Below are 14,371 nucleotides of genomic sequence, written 5' to 3'. Positions count from 1 at the left end.
TTATCTCCCGGTTGGTGAGCGCAGTCGAACCACATCCCCCTGCTCCCACGGTTACTGAGCGTAGTCGAAGTATGCTCCCCTGCCTTCTTCACCGCCATCCTAAAAAGCGCAGTCCAGGAACAATTAGGTAATAACTCACTCCTAACCAGAAGCTGATAAAGAAGCCTACAGAGCCAAAAAAAGTCAGAGGTAACTTTAATGCTGACCAAGCTGGTTGACTGGCAAATTGGAAAATTGGGGGTGCTAAATTCAAAAGAATCAAAACTGCATAACCGATCGCACTGCCAAAGGCCGCGAACACAGCGTACACTACATGATGGCTGCGAAGTCCTAAACTCAAGGTGAGTAGGCAAACTGCTACTAAAATCACAGCTACTAAGCCCTCGCCGCTATCTTTTGGGGTGATTAATTGCAAAATCAACCAGCCGAAGCCATAGCTAATCATGCCCATCAGGGAAGCCACTAAAAACCGCCGCCGTTGACCAAAACACCCGGATACTGTCAGTCCCCACGCGGTTCCCCAGCCTGCGGCGACGAACACCAAAATATCTGCCCCGAAGACGGGTTGAGTATTTGGTACTAATTGATTTAGCTGACTCCCAATCAATTCCACAACCTGAGGCCCCAAGCTGGTGCGATAGGCCAAAATAAAACCAGCGATCGCACCAAAACAAGCGCCGATAGTACTCAGGATCATCGCCCAAATCGTCGCCAAACAAGCTCGGAAAATTTTGATGATTGTCTGAGCGATAAAAATAACGGTTTTGGTGACAGCTAGGCTAAAGTTAACTAAAACTTGTTCAATAGCTTGTGTTATCAGTGTAAATCTCTGGGAAACTTGCGTTGAGGCTTGCTTAATCTTGTCTTGCAGTTGAGCAAATAACCCTGGTGGCGATAATGGTTGAGAAATCTTCGCCAAACGTTTTTGAATTATAGCTGCATTGGCTGGACGCGATCGCACATCCTCCTGCACCATCTCATCCAGCAAATCTGCTAGTTGCGGGTTGACATTCACCACAGTTCGCCAGCGCAATTTACCCGTTTGCCGATCTTCCAACTCTAGTGGGTATTTGCCTGTTAGTAGTTCAATCACCGTTCGACCAAGAGCATAAAAATCGGCACTTGGCCCAACAATACCTCCAGTCACTTGTTCTGGTGGACTGTAGCCAGAAGAAAATAATCGCGTGGAACTGGACACAGAACGTACCTTAGAGGCACTAAATTGTTTCGCTCCACCAAAATCAATTAACACCAAGCGATCGCCTTCTGCTTGCCCTGGAGACGGGGTTACAGATGACGAAGTACCCAGCATTAAATTAGAAGGTTTGATATCTCGGTGAAGAATCTGACGTTTGTGTAATTCTTGTAAAATCTGCACTGCTTGGGCAAACCAATTTAAAACCAAATTCTCTGGACACCCTTGGGGAAAGTTTTTTAATATCTCCTCTAAAGTCTGCCCATTGATTTTTTCCATTACCAGACAAGGGAGTTGGTGCGGTTTGGGGTTAAACAGTTGTATCTGAAAATATCCTTCGGCATCGACTCTGGGGACACCTGGATGGTGCAAACCGGATAAAACCGCCGCCTCTTGGGTAAATAACTCCAGTGCCTTCGGCGAATCTTCTACCAATACTTTCAACACTTTCTCTGTTTGAGTTTTTTCATCCCAAACTGTGTAGATTTGAGCAAATCCTCCCGATCCCAAGGACTGAAGTGGAACATAGCGGTCTAACAACTCTAGCGGTGCGCCACAGCTGTTGCAAAATTTGTTTCCCCAAGGCTGAGGATAAGGACGTTGACAATCAGGATTTATGCAGTGAACCGCACTCTGAGTGATGTGGGACACAACCGCTACAATACAAAGGCTGACTTGATTTTAGCGTTTCTTTAGGTTTCCTGATTTGAAAATAGATAAAAGGAAAACCCCCATAGAATCTATGAGGGAATTCATTCATATTTACAGCGAATTTCAAAGAAGGTGAAGTACACAAGCTTGCGTCTCAAAGCAAGGTATAAAGCCTGTTTGACTTCTGACTCACTGAATTCTGCTGTATCTCAGCCCTTAATTACGAAAACTTCTCTTACTTTGTCTGTGCTTGGCAACTTCTTTGCGCTTGCGTTTTTCTAAGGGTGTTTCAAAATGACGATGCTTTCTCATGTCTGGAAAAATTCCCGCCTTGGAAACTTCTCGTTTAAATCGTCGTAAAGCTGACTCAATGTGTTCATTGTCACCTACAATTACTTGGGTCATTATTTCTCCTACTAAGTTGACTTCATCAATGGCTATGCAGGCGGTAACATTACAAAAAAAAGACAGACTCTTGTTTGTCTGACCTTAAGACTCTTGGTAAGTTTTTGTTTCCAAGGTTAGTACCGTCCGCCACTGCCACCGCCGCGGTTGCCGTATCCTCCTCTGTTACCACCAAAGGAACCTCTATCACCTCTGTCTTCCTTGGGTTTAGCTTTGTTAACTTTCAAGTCACGACCCCCATCCACTCAGCACCGTCGAGAGCTTCAATGGCAGCAGTTTCTTCAGCTTCAGTTCCCATTTCCACAAAAGCAAAGCCGCGCGGACGACCTGTTTCACGGTCAGTAGGTACTTGAACGCGCTTTACAGTACCATATTCTGCAAAAATACCACTTAAATCTTCTTGTGTAACGTCATAAGAGAGGTTACCTACATAAATTGACATCGATTCTCTCCAAAATCATCACTGTGTAGAGATTTTAATTTCTCTCAGAAGTCTGTAAATACTAAAAGGAAAAAGCCTTTCAATACTAAAACCAAAGACATCACTAAATTAACTCTCATAAATCTAGGATGACATACGAGCCAACTCTTTGCACCCACTAGATAGTTAACTAGTGATGCGATCGCACCTAAGCGATCGCCCGCCCCCACATACCCTAAGTACAATCCACCGCAAAAAGGGGTTGGAAATGGAATAAGATAAATTCTGTAGGGTGATATAGAAAATCAGACATGCAGGGGCGCATCTTTGAATATCCGAATTGAACGTTTGACTGCATTCACCATGAAGCATTACTTCAAGATTTTAATACGAAAGGCAAAGTCAGGCAACAAATATAAAACTATTGTGACTTGTATTCTTTGGGAAAACCTGCTATAAAAGCAACTGCGATGCTGATAGCAGTAAGCATCGCGAGTCTTTTTCTTTGGCGCTAGCCTCTTTTTTTGGAAAAGGAGAGTAAGTGGCATGAAAAAGAGGGGGAAAGGGCAAGGGGGAAAAGGGAAAGGGAACCCCGTATTTCAAAACAGGGGTTTCAGATATCGAGTCGGCAATTTTTATCGCACTACGTGGCGGGTAAAATCTTCTTTTTTGTTCATGATGTAAAAGTTTTTCCTTCTTCCCTTCCCCCCTCCCCTTATCCCCAGAGGGGGCCCCACCTTCCCCTTTCCCCTTTTCCCCTTCTTGGTAACATCATGTTCGGCTAATTAACCAAAGTTGCAATCTTAAGTTGCCGAACATCACCTTTCCACGCTGTCTCCAATTCAGCTTTAACAAGTTGAGCGGCCTCATCTTTGCCTAGTGCCTGCAAAGTTGCCTGCAAGCCAAATAAAGAACGTCCATTATGGGGATATTTTTTTAAATCGGCACGAAAGACTTTCTCAGCTTCTCTATAATCACCCTTAGCCAAAAGCACAGCACCCAAAGATTCCCGCGTTGGAAAGTACCAGTCTGGTGGTTCCACGTAATTAAGGGCATCTTCTGCTACTACTGCTTTTTCTAGCAATTGGATGGCAGATTCATAATCATGCTTTTTTCTGGCAATTTTAGCGTCTAGAACTTTTGAGGCAATGTCTAAAATAGTACTGGCTGGACTGAATCCAATGGTTGCTTTAGTGGAAATTCCCTGTTTGGCAGCCAGTAATGCCCGACTTTCACTTGCTGCATCTTCAAGTTTGCCTGTGGCTGCGCTTGCCATACCGCGAGCAAAATGCCAAAGTGCAGAGGTAGTGGGCAATTTAGCTTCGGGAGCAGGAGTTTTGAAGATCGCATCCCAATCACTAAAGCGTGTCTGAATCAGCATTTTGCTGCCGAGGAATCCCTCAAGCATTGGTGCATAGGGGTCAATTGCAGTAGCATTTGCAACTAATTTATCTGCGGATTTCAGAGCATCTTCATATCTTCCTGCCATGCTGCTAGCCACCATGAGGAAATGTACGTTGTGGTTGTAATACATCATGGGGTAAGTGCCCTGGACTTGATATTTTTTGATGTAAATATCATCTTGAGCGATCGCCAGCTCGTTTGCCTGCATTGCTCCTTGATAATCTCCCACACGAAAATAAATATGACTTGGCATGTGTACCAAGTGTCCTGCTGCTGGCGCTAGAGTTCCGAGTCGGTTAGCACTGACAAGGGCCCGTTCTGGAGAAGGTGAGGCTTCTACTGCATGAATATAGTAATGATTAGCTCCTGCATGATTCGGGTTACGTTTGAGAACTGATTCTAAAACAGCCACAATTTCTTCTGTATCTGGCTGTGGTTTACCATCTTTAGTCCAGTGCTGCCAAGGATGCAGATCCATCAAGCTTTCAGCGTAAAGTGTCGCTGCATCCAAATCATCAGGATAGCGCTTGACTAGGTTTCCCATTGCTTTGGCGTAATCTACTGCTAGTTGATACAAATCAGCATCGGCATCTTGAGAGTAACGTTTTGCTAAGGCGTTAATGTAGTCTCGTTCTGGGGTGGAAGCTTGGGTAGAAAGGGCCAAAGCTTGCTGTACTGCTTGGTAAGCAGCTAATTCCCGATTGGGGTCTATTTCTGAATTAATATTGGGCCCCAAGGCTAAAGCAACACCCCAATATGCGATCGCTAAATGCGGATCGAGTTTGGCAGCGTATTGAAAAGAACGCACTGCCTCATCATGATTGAAAGCGTAAATTAAATTTAATCCCTGATCGAAAAACTTTTGGGCTTGGGGATTAGAAGTAGAAACTGGATGGTGGATTGTACCAAGTCCAGATATTAAGTTGTATGGCTGTTTTAATTCAGTGTAGACGTGTTGGTGTAGGCTCTCGTCGAGAAGCGGCTTGTTGTCAGATATCGCCGCACTAGGAGCGACTAAAGAGAATATAAGCACCCAAACTAGAAATAAGTACCTCATTATTATTGTTCTTCAAGCTCTTTTTTAATATTCAAATGCCACAGTTTCTCTAAATAAGCAACTTGTCGGCAAAAAACAGCAGTCCGGTATTGCTTATAGATATTAAACCCGACAAACACAATCATTGGAATCAAGATAGAATATCCGATGAAAATGTTAACAGACGAATCAGTTGGCATTTTGTAGTCTATATATTGGGAGTTGGGAGTTGGTTGAGTACTAAAATTTGATTGCATAAATATCTTCATAAATACTACAAGTAAGAAGCTAGAAATAAACGTGGATAATTGTTCCTGCTGTCTTTGAGCAGAAATTAATCACAAGTTCTATTAGGTACTTCAAAGTCGCTGCTGAGACTTATCTATGCCTTTTTCCACTAGCTAAATTATTCTTCAGTTAAAACCTGAAAAATTATGTTGATTTCTGCTAATTTTTGTGACAAAATCCTTATTCTGTAAGCTACTGCTCCTAAAGTATTTACTGAAATTTCAACTATTTTTAGTGTCAGTTATTTCTAGTACAAGCTTTAATTAGTCAGAGTTGCAGAAGCAATATACAGCGGATTGCAAGTTAATAAGTGACTATTAAAAAGATGTGACTAATATATAACCCAATAAGCTTGGGTTAGCCCTAAAAACCTTAAACTATGTAGGTTGGGTGGCACTGGCCCCTTGCGGTTTCCTGACTTGTACCCCTACGGGGAAGCAAGCTACGCTTTTAGCGTTCCCTTCAGGTAGCAAGTGGCGTTTGAGGAACGTAGCAAGATCCCAAAGTGTAACCCAACATTTGCACGACTTCATATTTTTTTAAATTATGAGTTATATTTTCGATATATCTCTTTTTCAAGTTTTAGCTTTTCTTCATCTATTCGGATTATCATGTCATCTTCCTCTCCATCTTCATCTGGTATGAGTTGATATAAACCAAACTCACAACACTCTGCAATTACAGATATCATACTGATAAGATTTTTATATATTCTTACTGAATCTTCATGGCAACCAACATCCCAAAGATAAACCGGAGATGGATCGAGATCGCCAACTACATAAAGCATTCTTTTATTTTCATACGCTGCAATAGGAAACCATTCTTGCTTCCAATATGCATCATCGTAGTTAGTTGCTTTCCCTATACTTTTGTAAATATAAACTGAATCTTGCAAGGAACAAAAAGAACAAATGATATCGGCTCTTAATTGCTCAGGAAACAAAAAATAGAGTGGTAGATAGCCATTGTTATAACCAAGATCGGCGGTTCCATTGCGCCATTGATAAAGTTCGTATACTTCTTCCGATAACCGGAATGGTAAATCCTTTGTAATTTCGTCAATCTGCTGGCGAGTTAAACCTGGATTGTAACAATCAAAGAAATCATGATTGGTAGATTTTAACCAATTCAAAATATATTGAAGTTCATCCGTAAGTTCAGACATTTCACTAACCTCATTTAGTGATTAAAAACGAAAGTAATTTGAAGCATCTCCTCTCATTTACCCAGAATTAAGTACACGGACTCGCTAATACTGCACTATCTACCACCAATTTGAAAGCCTACGCACCCTGTTGACATATTTACTATATCCAGTGGTAATAAGCCAAGTTGTGGGTTATCAGCATCACTATCTACCTGAAGTTATAAGTTATTTTGTCTAAAGATAGAACAATAAAACGATCCTTTCCCTCTTTTGGATATTACCTGAATTTCCAAAGATGAGTTTTAAGGTTAAATAACTATGTACAATGGACATAAATATTTGTCATAAAAACATCGTCAGATAGAAGAAGCAAAAGTTATTTAAAAGTAATCTATAGATATTGCAGCGCTTTTCAAGCAAGCAAGAAATAATCAAGACTTAAACTATTTTAGGAGCAAAAAAAATGAGTATCGAAGATAAAGCAAAAGCTTTTGCTAAAAACGTCGAAGGAAAAGTACAAGAAGCAATTGGCGAAGTAACTGGCGATCCTAAAGATAAAGCTGAAGGTAAAGCTAAACAAGCTGAAGCCCAAGTCCGTCACACCGCTGAGAATATCAAAGATGAAGTTAAAAAGACTTTAGACTAGTACAGCGTGATAGAGGTTTTCCTCGTTGTCACAAATTGTTCAAGTAGTTAGATTTTGATGGTAATGTAATAGGTGAAATTTTATTTAGGAAGAAGGTTTAAGTTAAATAATTATTTACTGAACCTTCTACCTTTATTCACTCTGTTTTTTACCTAAGATTTTCAGCCATTTTGAAAATAACGATCGCAAAACATTTTCTCAATCTATTACTGATTTTTTCAAAATAATTCATAATTAATATTCTATTTACCTATCTTTTAACAGACATCCCAACATCACAAGGTAACTCGACTTATACTAAGCTGTTACCCAAAAAGAAAAGCACATCAACTGGTGAAAGTTGTCCTAAGTCAATTGTCCAAAGTCCAGTTGGTAAACACAAATGACTAATGACTAATACTTCTCTACGAGAGGCTGCGCCAACGGCTTCGCGGTAATTGAATCTCGACTTACTTCGACTACGCTCAGTACAAGTCGCTCGATTACCGCGCAGTCGAAACTCAGTACAAGTGACTAATGACGGTCTTAACGGAGTTTGTGCAATATGTAGGCGCATTAGCTTATTTTACTAACAGCGTTATTAGGGTAATAATTTTTTGTCGCCTACTTTTAGTTTTCGTCAGCTAAAGGTAGGCGGATAGTAAATGTACTACCCTTGCCTGGTTCAGATGTCACATCGATTGTGCCTTGATGTGCTTCGATAATACAGCGAGAAAGATATAATCCCAAACCACTACCAGAACGTTGGTGTTTTCCTTGACGAAATCGCTCGAATAATATTGCCTGATCTGGTTTAGAAATTCCTGGGCCTGTATCTTGGATATCAATATTCACAGCTATCGGAGTCAGATAACAGTGAATATTTACAGAGCCTTTGTCTGTAAATTTGATAGCATTGCCGATCAGATTTGTCAAAACTCGCCGCATTTCTAAGCGATCGCCCATAATGGTGCTTGCAGTTTCACTTAGATCGATGTTTACAGCTAATCCTTTTTCTTCAGCTAAAGGAGTTAATTCTTGGCAAACTTCACTAACTAATTCCTGAATATTGCAGGGAGAAATTTTTAAGGTTTTACAGCCCGCTTCATGACGATAAACTTCTAACAAGGTATTTACCATTTCCAGCAGGTCTTGGTTGCTGCCAATCATGGTATTAATTATTTCTTGCAATTGTGGCGAAACATCGCAAAACCTGCCTTCCAGCAATAATTTTAATACGCGGTTAGAAGCTACTAGGGGAATGCGTAAGTCGTGAGTAAAACGGGAGACGAAATCTGCACGGAGGTTCGCCATCTGATCTCGTTCGTCGATACTATGCTTGAGGCGCAGGAGCGATCGCACCCTTGCATGGAGTTCATCAGGATCGAATGGTTTGCGAATGAAGTCATCTGCACCAGCGTCTAGTCCTTCAACAACGCTAGACTCATAGTGAGCCGTGAGCAGCAGAATCGGGATAAACGGCAACGCCTGATTCTGTCGGATGCGCCGAGTGAATTCATAGCCATCTAGCTCCGGCATCATCACATCTAAGAGAATTATGTCTGGCGGTGACTCTTCAACCATAGCCAGAGCAATCTTACTATCTTCTACCAAGCTAATTTCATAGTCCTCATCTTCTAGGACTGCTTCTAAGACCAGTAGATTGTCAAAAATATCATCGACAACGAGAATTTTATCTTTTTTGACAGTTTTAGGTAAAGACATGGCTATATAAAAAAGAAGTGCTTGGCTATCCCTAGCAAATCTAGTAATAGCTTACTTCACCAGCGCTGAGATTATTGAGGATTAACATTTTCTTTTGGAGTTTCCTGAGTTTAATACCTTTTTTCTGCGTAATTACACTGCTCTTTCTTTTGTATTGTGTATTATTTGTTTTACAAAATACTCTTCTCATAAGTATATTAGTCGCCTAAATTATCCAATTAATATGAGTGCCTAAGTGCTAAAGTGAGTTATTCTAGTCGCTTTTATGTGCATAATACCGCTCAAAGCAAGGATAACTACTTAATAGTCACCTACTTTTACTTGCTACCAGATTTTTCCGGAAAATTTATTTAGCATAACACATCGGGCATTGGGTTTATGTATAAAAATATTTTCTGATTAACTTATATTGTCATATCGAAACTCTTGCCTTAGAAAAGCTTACGAGATAAGGTTATCTATGTCTAATGGTAGATGAAGTTCAGGAAATAATACCAAACGCATTGCTTTTTGTATAAGATCCCGAATAGAAGAACGAGATGATTTTAATCTGTACTTTAGATAAATAACAGTAAAGTTAAGCAACTATGAGTGAAATCAAGATCCTTGTGATTGAAGATCACAACCTGACAAGAATCGGCTTGCGGTCTGCGTTACAAACCCAGCCAGAGTTTAACATTGTTGGTGAAGCAGCCAATGCAGCTGATGGTATCAAGCTTCTAAAAACTCTCAAGCCGGATGTTGCTACTATTGACATTGGTTTGCCTGACATGGATGGTATTGAGCTAACACGCACATTTAGGCAATATCAGGCAGATAATGAGGACTATACAACAAAGCTGCTAATTTTAACGATGCAAAATAGCGAACAAGCAGTTTTAGCAGCATTTGCAGCAGGTGCAGATTCTTATTGTATGAAGGATATAGAAACTGAGAAACTAGTAGAAGCTGTGCAAACGACTTATGCAGGTAGCTCATGGATCGATCCAGCGATCGCAGACCTTGTACTACAACAAATACGTCAAGATTTCCCCGATGGCAACAAAGGCGCATCTGGAAAAAGAGTTTTGATTGAAGGTATTGACCCAGATGTTGAGAAAAGTATAGTCAGCTATCCTTTAACTCATAGAGAGATGGATGTTTTAGAGTTGATTGTCGCTGGCTGTGACAATGCAGAAATTGCCAAAAGGCTCTATTTAACAGTCGGTACTGTCAAAACTCATGTTCGAGGTATTCTCAATAAACTCTGTGTTGCTGACCGGACACAAGCTGCTGTCCGTGCGTTACGAGCCGGATTAGTACCGTAAGCAAGTAAGCAACCATCATCAACTGTGTACACGAGAACACTTAACAAATAAAAATATTTCTTTCCCAGTCTCCAGTAAATTGTTTTTTGGTCAAAGCAGTTAACTGGGACAAAGATTTATGAAGAAATCGTTACAAAGTTTAGTAGAATGACATAATTGACTAAATAAGTATTTTTCTATACATACATGATAGCGGATCGATTTCCCTGGCTTACCGCAATTGTCTTACTGCCACTTGTTGCTTCTCTGCTTATCCCTGTGTTGCCTGATAAAGATGGTAAACTCGTGCGGTGGTATGCACTAAGTGTAAGTATTGCAGATTTTGCATTAATGTGCTATGCATTTTGGAAGCATTACGATGCCAGCAGTGCTAGTTTTCAAATGGTGGAAAATTATGCCTGGGTGCCTCAGTTAGGTTTTAACTGGGCGGTATCAGTCGATGGGCTTTCAGCGCCACTTGTGCTTTTAGCCGGATTTGTCACCACACTCTCGATTTTTTCAGCTTGGCAAGTCGATCGCCGACCCCGTCTCTTCTATTTTTTGATGCTGGTGCTGTATTCGGCACAAGTAGGGGTGTTTGTTGCTAAAGACTTGCTGCTATTTTTCATCATGTGGGAAGTAGAGTTGATTCCCGTCTATCTACTAGTCTGCATTTGGGGTGGGCAAAGGCGACGTTATGCAGCTACAAAATTTTTGTTGTATACCGCAGCTGCTTCTATATTTATTTTGGTGGCAGCCTTGGCAATGGGGCTATACGGCGGCGGTGATATGACATTTGACATCACCGCCCTTGCCAGCAAAGAATATCCTCTTAGTCTACAACTGCTACTTTATGCAGGATTGTTGATTGCATTTGGTGTCAAGCTTGCTGTTTTCCCCATGCATACTTGGTTGCCTGATGCCCACGGCGAAGCATCCTCTCCTGTATCGATGATATTAGCTGGTGTATTGCTGAAGATGGGCGGATATGGACTGATTCGCCTGAATCTTGAGTTACTTCCCGATGCACACATTTACTTTGCGCCTGTTTTAGCCATTCTCGGTGTTGTCAACATTATCTATGGTGCATTGAACTCCTTTGCTCAGACGAATATGAAGCGGCGTTTGGCTTATTCGTCGATTTCTCACATGGGATTTGTATTGTTGGGGATTGCGTCCTTCACTGATCTGGGCATCAACGGCGCGATGTTGCAGATGATTTCGCATGGTTTGATTGCATCGGTGCTGTTCTTCTTAGCAGGTGTTACTTACGATCGCACCCACACAATGGTAATGAAAGATATGGGCGGTATTGGTCAAGCCATGCCCAAAGTCTTTGCCCTGTTTACAATCGGAGCGATGGCATCTCTGGCACTTCCCGGTATGAGCGGCTTTGCTGGCGAACTCTCCGTATTTGTTGGGATGACAAGCAGTGACGTTTATAGTTCAACTTTCTGCACCGTCACAGTTTTTCTCGCCGCAGTTGGAGTTATCCTCACACCGATTTATCTACTTTCTATGCTGCGAGAGGTATTTTATGGTAAAGACGCAGCCCTGCTATGCGACATTAATAATGCAGGCTTGGAAAATCGAGAAGATGAGGGAACAGTTTGTTTTGGTACGGACTGTCTCGTACCAGAAGATGCAGTCTACGAGGATGCTAGACCCCGTGAAGTGTTTATCGCTGCCTGTTTTCTGCTGATGATTATTGGTATTGGTTTCTATCCCAAGATGGCGATGCAGATGTACGATGTGAAGACCGTTGCAGTCAATGCTAATCTTCGCCAGTCTTATGCCATAGTTTCGCAAACCAATCCCCAGATTTATGCTAAGGCACTCTTGGTTCCGCAAATTTCCGAGGTTGAGGTAGCGCCCGTTTTAGGAACTTTGAAGTAAGCTTTTTGATCGATAGATTTGTGGAAAAGAGCGAACTCTAGGTATCTTTTTTAGGAATAATAAAGCATTGATAGCCGCTCACTATGGGTAGGCTATCAATTTAATATTAGAGTTATATTAACGATGGCGGACTCTACACCCAACCATAGCATTCAGTTGCTTTATTAATAAACTAAAAATCAAGCTATGAATACTACAAAAGAAAAAGTTCAATCTCTACTGAATCAATTGCCAGACGATTGCTCAATCGAAGATATCCAATACCATCTATACGTAATTGAGAAAGTTAATAGTGGATTAGAAGCAGCTGATATAGAAGGAGTAATTACACAAGAAGAAGTTGAAGAACGTTTGAGCCAAATATATCATACATAAATGAATACTAGGTTTTGGACTACTTACAGACAATTAATATAATTCATTCGCAAATCAACCCTTTACATGGGATGCTGGTTGATGATTAGTGAGTTTTGCCAATGTCTGTTGTTTCTACCATCACTGTTAACGTTCCCGCCACAACTGCGAATTTGGGGCCTGGTTTTGATTGCATCGGTGCAGCATTAAAACTGTACAACGAGTTCAAGTTCACTCGCATAGAAGAGAGTGGGTTAACTATTCATGTCACTGGTACGGAAGCTGAACGAGTCCAAACTGATGAGAGCAATCTCCTCTACCAAGCGTTTGTCAAGTTCTATCAACACATAGAGCAGACACCGCCGGCTGTGAAAATAGAGATTAAGTTAGGTGTACCGTTGGCGAGAGGTTTGGGTAGTTCGGCGACAGCAATTGTTGGTGGATTAGTTGCGGCTAATCAACTAGAAGGTGCTACTCTTTCTCAGTCGCAGGTGATGGAGTTAGCGATCGCAATGGAAGGACATCCTGATAATGTAGTTCCAGCTTTGTTGGGAGGATGTCGTCTGGCTGCTAGCAGTGGCGCAGGTTGGGAAATTTGTGATGTTCCCTGGCATAAAGATGTTGTGCCAGTTGTAGCTATTCCTAATTTTGAACTTTCCACTTCAGAGGCGCGAGGCGTTCTGCCAACAGAGGTAAGTCGTGCTGATGCGATTTTCAATACCGCCCATTTGGGCTTATTGTTGCGCGGCTTGGAAACTGGTAACGGACAATGGTTAAAGACAGCTTTGCAAGATCGATTGCATCAACCCTATCGTAAAGCTTTGATTTCTGGTTATGATGCTCTCAACATTGCAGCTGTTAGTGCTGGTGCTTATGGTATGGTGATTAGTGGTGCGGGGCCGACACTGTTAGCTTTGGCAGATAAGTTACACTCAAAGGAAGTAGAGGCGGCGATGTTAGCTGCTTGGCAAGAAGAAGGAATTACAGCCGAGGTGCGATCGCTTTCTCTAGATACCCAAGGCGCAAAAAGCTTTTAATATTTTACTCAGCACTTAAAACTCGATTTATGGAGCAAACTCAGGCTGAAATAGCAGCGCTTAAATCTCAAATTCAGGCTCTTTTAGAAGAACGCGCTGCACTCACGATCAAAAGTAATGTCATCTCTGGCGAGAATGATTCACCCCAGGCGATGGTAGAAGCTTATCGCCGTCAAGCCAGAGAAAATGCCCAATTATCAGTTGAACTCCAAGGCATAGATGCAGCGATCGCCGCTTTAGAAGGCAAGATAAAACAAAAACAAGGTAAGTTAGTGCGTTGGCAAGGTGAATCCAGACAACTTATCCAACAGCAGCAGCTAGAGGAAGCGAAAGAAGTGGCTCAAGTTCATGCTGAACGCATTAATCAACTAGCAAGTGAACTGGCCGCAGAAGTCCGTTTTCTTAAGGCTTGTGCCAATCAACTGAGTCCAATGTATTGGCAGATTTATTACAAGCCCTTTATTACTGGCTTGAAGACAATCTCCGTTCCCTATGTCCGCTCTGATGGAGAAGTGTGGACAATTGTCAACCGGATTGTTTAATACTTTACTCTTTTCGTTTGTAGGCAATACATTAGACCTCTTGGCAAAAGTGCTTTTTGCACTCTTGGGGGAAAAGGTTAAAGGTTAAAGGGGAAGGGGACTTTTGCAGAACCTTTTCCCCTTTTCCCGACAAATGCCAAGAAGTCTATTGACCTCTCGCCTTTTAGCCTATCTATTATCCAAATCTTTCTCAACAAAAATATAACTTACTTAAAACAAGCGCAAAAACATTGATAGTTATCCACTCAAATTCTTTAGTTTGTGGTTAGCGATCGCCTAGAAAATTTTCGTCATTTACATTCTTCTGCTTTTGTCTATCCGCAGATCGCTTTGTTCTACAATCCTGTTCCTAGCTT

13 protein-coding genes and 1 pseudogene are annotated in these 14,371 nt (G+C 41.6%); 6 read left to right on the top strand and 8 right to left on the bottom strand.

Features of this window, described 5'->3' with window-relative positions:
- Nucleotides 1-88: 88 nt before the first annotated feature.
- The 6 genes and pseudogenes from NSTCB13_RS14665 to NSTCB13_RS14640 form a co-directional block, all read right to left on the bottom strand.
- Nucleotides 89-1,846 carry a serine/threonine protein kinase gene (locus tag NSTCB13_RS14665; RefSeq protein WP_448272804.1) on the bottom strand — a complete coding sequence of 586 codons (1,758 nt, stop codon included), beginning with the start codon at nucleotides 1,844-1,846 and terminating at the stop codon, nucleotides 89-91.
- Nucleotides 1,847-2,062: 216 nt separating this feature from the next.
- Entirely contained in the window at nucleotides 2,063-2,251 is a 189-nt protein-coding gene (gene rpsU, locus NSTCB13_RS14660; RefSeq protein ID WP_012407716.1) for a 30S ribosomal protein S21, read from the bottom strand.
- Nucleotides 2,252-2,367: 116 nt separating this feature from the next.
- Nucleotides 2,368-2,693: pseudogene (locus NSTCB13_RS14655) on the bottom strand (RNA recognition motif domain-containing protein).
- 760 nt (nucleotides 2,694-3,453) lie between these two features.
- Nucleotides 3,454-5,133: a tetratricopeptide repeat protein gene (locus NSTCB13_RS14650; RefSeq protein ID WP_448272803.1), complete on the bottom strand. Its 1,680-nt coding sequence runs from the start codon at nucleotides 5,131-5,133 to the stop codon at nucleotides 3,454-3,456.
- Nucleotides 5,134-5,135: 2 nt separating this feature from the next.
- Entirely contained in the window at nucleotides 5,136-5,369 is a 234-nt protein-coding gene (locus NSTCB13_RS14645) for a hypothetical protein (RefSeq protein ID WP_445627929.1), read from the bottom strand.
- Between the two features lie 575 nt (nucleotides 5,370-5,944).
- Nucleotides 5,945-6,568, bottom strand: coding sequence for an SMI1/KNR4 family protein (locus tag NSTCB13_RS14640; RefSeq protein WP_445627930.1), 624 nt, complete (start codon nucleotides 6,566-6,568; stop codon nucleotides 5,945-5,947).
- A gap of 445 nt (nucleotides 6,569-7,013) precedes the next feature.
- Here NSTCB13_RS14640 and NSTCB13_RS14635 point away from each other — a divergent pair, with 445 nt between their 5' ends.
- Complete coding sequence (locus NSTCB13_RS14635) at nucleotides 7,014-7,196, top strand: CsbD family protein (RefSeq protein WP_334804111.1); 183 nt, start codon at nucleotides 7,014-7,016, stop codon at nucleotides 7,194-7,196.
- Between the two features lie 292 nt (nucleotides 7,197-7,488).
- On the opposite strand, the gene NSTCB13_RS14630 is transcribed toward NSTCB13_RS14635, so the two are convergent.
- Nucleotides 7,489-7,752: a hypothetical protein gene (locus NSTCB13_RS14630; protein ID WP_445627931.1), complete on the bottom strand. Its 264-nt coding sequence runs from the start codon at nucleotides 7,750-7,752 to the stop codon at nucleotides 7,489-7,491.
- Between the two features lie 53 nt (nucleotides 7,753-7,805).
- Nucleotides 7,806-8,900 carry a hybrid sensor histidine kinase/response regulator gene (locus NSTCB13_RS14625; RefSeq protein WP_448272802.1) on the bottom strand — a complete coding sequence of 365 codons (1,095 nt, stop codon included), beginning with the start codon at nucleotides 8,898-8,900 and terminating at the stop codon, nucleotides 7,806-7,808.
- A gap of 587 nt (nucleotides 8,901-9,487) precedes the next feature.
- Here NSTCB13_RS14625 and NSTCB13_RS14620 point away from each other — a divergent pair.
- From NSTCB13_RS14620 to NSTCB13_RS14600, 5 genes are all read left to right on the top strand, one after another.
- The gene (locus tag NSTCB13_RS14620) at nucleotides 9,488-10,207 is read left to right on the top strand and encodes a response regulator (RefSeq protein WP_445627933.1); all 720 of its coding nucleotides are present in this window, start codon (nucleotides 9,488-9,490) and stop codon (nucleotides 10,205-10,207) included.
- Between the two features lie 186 nt (nucleotides 10,208-10,393).
- A complete protein-coding gene (locus NSTCB13_RS14615; protein ID WP_448272801.1) occupies nucleotides 10,394-12,082 on the top strand; it encodes an NAD(P)H-quinone oxidoreductase subunit 4 in 1,689 nt (562 codons plus the stop codon).
- A 186-nt stretch (nucleotides 12,083-12,268) separates the two neighbouring features.
- The gene (locus tag NSTCB13_RS14610) at nucleotides 12,269-12,457 is read left to right on the top strand and encodes a hypothetical protein (protein ID WP_448272800.1); all 189 of its coding nucleotides are present in this window, start codon (nucleotides 12,269-12,271) and stop codon (nucleotides 12,455-12,457) included.
- A 101-nt stretch (nucleotides 12,458-12,558) separates the two neighbouring features.
- Nucleotides 12,559-13,473: a homoserine kinase gene (gene thrB, locus NSTCB13_RS14605; protein WP_448272799.1), complete on the top strand. Its 915-nt coding sequence runs from the start codon at nucleotides 12,559-12,561 to the stop codon at nucleotides 13,471-13,473.
- 29 nt (nucleotides 13,474-13,502) lie between these two features.
- Nucleotides 13,503-14,015 carry a hypothetical protein gene (locus tag NSTCB13_RS14600; RefSeq protein ID WP_448272798.1) on the top strand — a complete coding sequence of 171 codons (513 nt, stop codon included), beginning with the start codon at nucleotides 13,503-13,505 and terminating at the stop codon, nucleotides 14,013-14,015.
- Nucleotides 14,016-14,371 lie beyond the last annotated feature (356 nt).

This window comes from Nostoc sp. DSM 114160 (assembly GCF_053470305.1).
Note: the sequence above shows the minus strand (reverse complement) of the source record. Positions and strands in the feature narration are given on the sequence as shown.

Bases quoted from the DNA above. Each gene is read 5' to 3' on its own strand.
- rpsU (WP_012407716.1), bottom strand. From the start codon at position 2,251: ATGACCCAAGTAATTGTAGGTGACAATGAACACATTGAGTCAGCTTTA.
- NSTCB13_RS14650 (WP_448272803.1), bottom strand. From the start codon at position 5,133: ATGAGGTACTTATTTCTAGTTTGGGTGCTTATATTCTCTTTAGTCGCT.
- NSTCB13_RS14645 (WP_445627929.1), bottom strand. From the start codon at position 5,369: ATGCAATCAAATTTTAGTACTCAACCAACTCCCAACTCCCAATATATA.
- NSTCB13_RS14640 (WP_445627930.1), bottom strand. From the start codon at position 6,568: ATGTCTGAACTTACGGATGAACTTCAATATATTTTGAATTGGTTAAAA.
- NSTCB13_RS14635 (WP_334804111.1), top strand. From the start codon at position 7,014: ATGAGTATCGAAGATAAAGCAAAAGCTTTTGCTAAAAACGTCGAAGGA.
- NSTCB13_RS14630 (WP_445627931.1), bottom strand. From the start codon at position 7,752: ATGCGCCTACATATTGCACAAACTCCGTTAAGACCGTCATTAGTCACT.
- NSTCB13_RS14625 (WP_448272802.1), bottom strand. From the start codon at position 8,900: ATGTCTTTACCTAAAACTGTCAAAAAAGATAAAATTCTCGTTGTCGAT.
- NSTCB13_RS14620 (WP_445627933.1), top strand. From the start codon at position 9,488: ATGAGTGAAATCAAGATCCTTGTGATTGAAGATCACAACCTGACAAGA.
- NSTCB13_RS14615 (WP_448272801.1), top strand. From the start codon at position 10,394: ATGATAGCGGATCGATTTCCCTGGCTTACCGCAATTGTCTTACTGCCA.
- NSTCB13_RS14610 (WP_448272800.1), top strand. From the start codon at position 12,269: ATGAATACTACAAAAGAAAAAGTTCAATCTCTACTGAATCAATTGCCA.
- thrB (WP_448272799.1), top strand. From the start codon at position 12,559: ATGTCTGTTGTTTCTACCATCACTGTTAACGTTCCCGCCACAACTGCG.
- NSTCB13_RS14600 (WP_448272798.1), top strand. From the start codon at position 13,503: ATGGAGCAAACTCAGGCTGAAATAGCAGCGCTTAAATCTCAAATTCAG.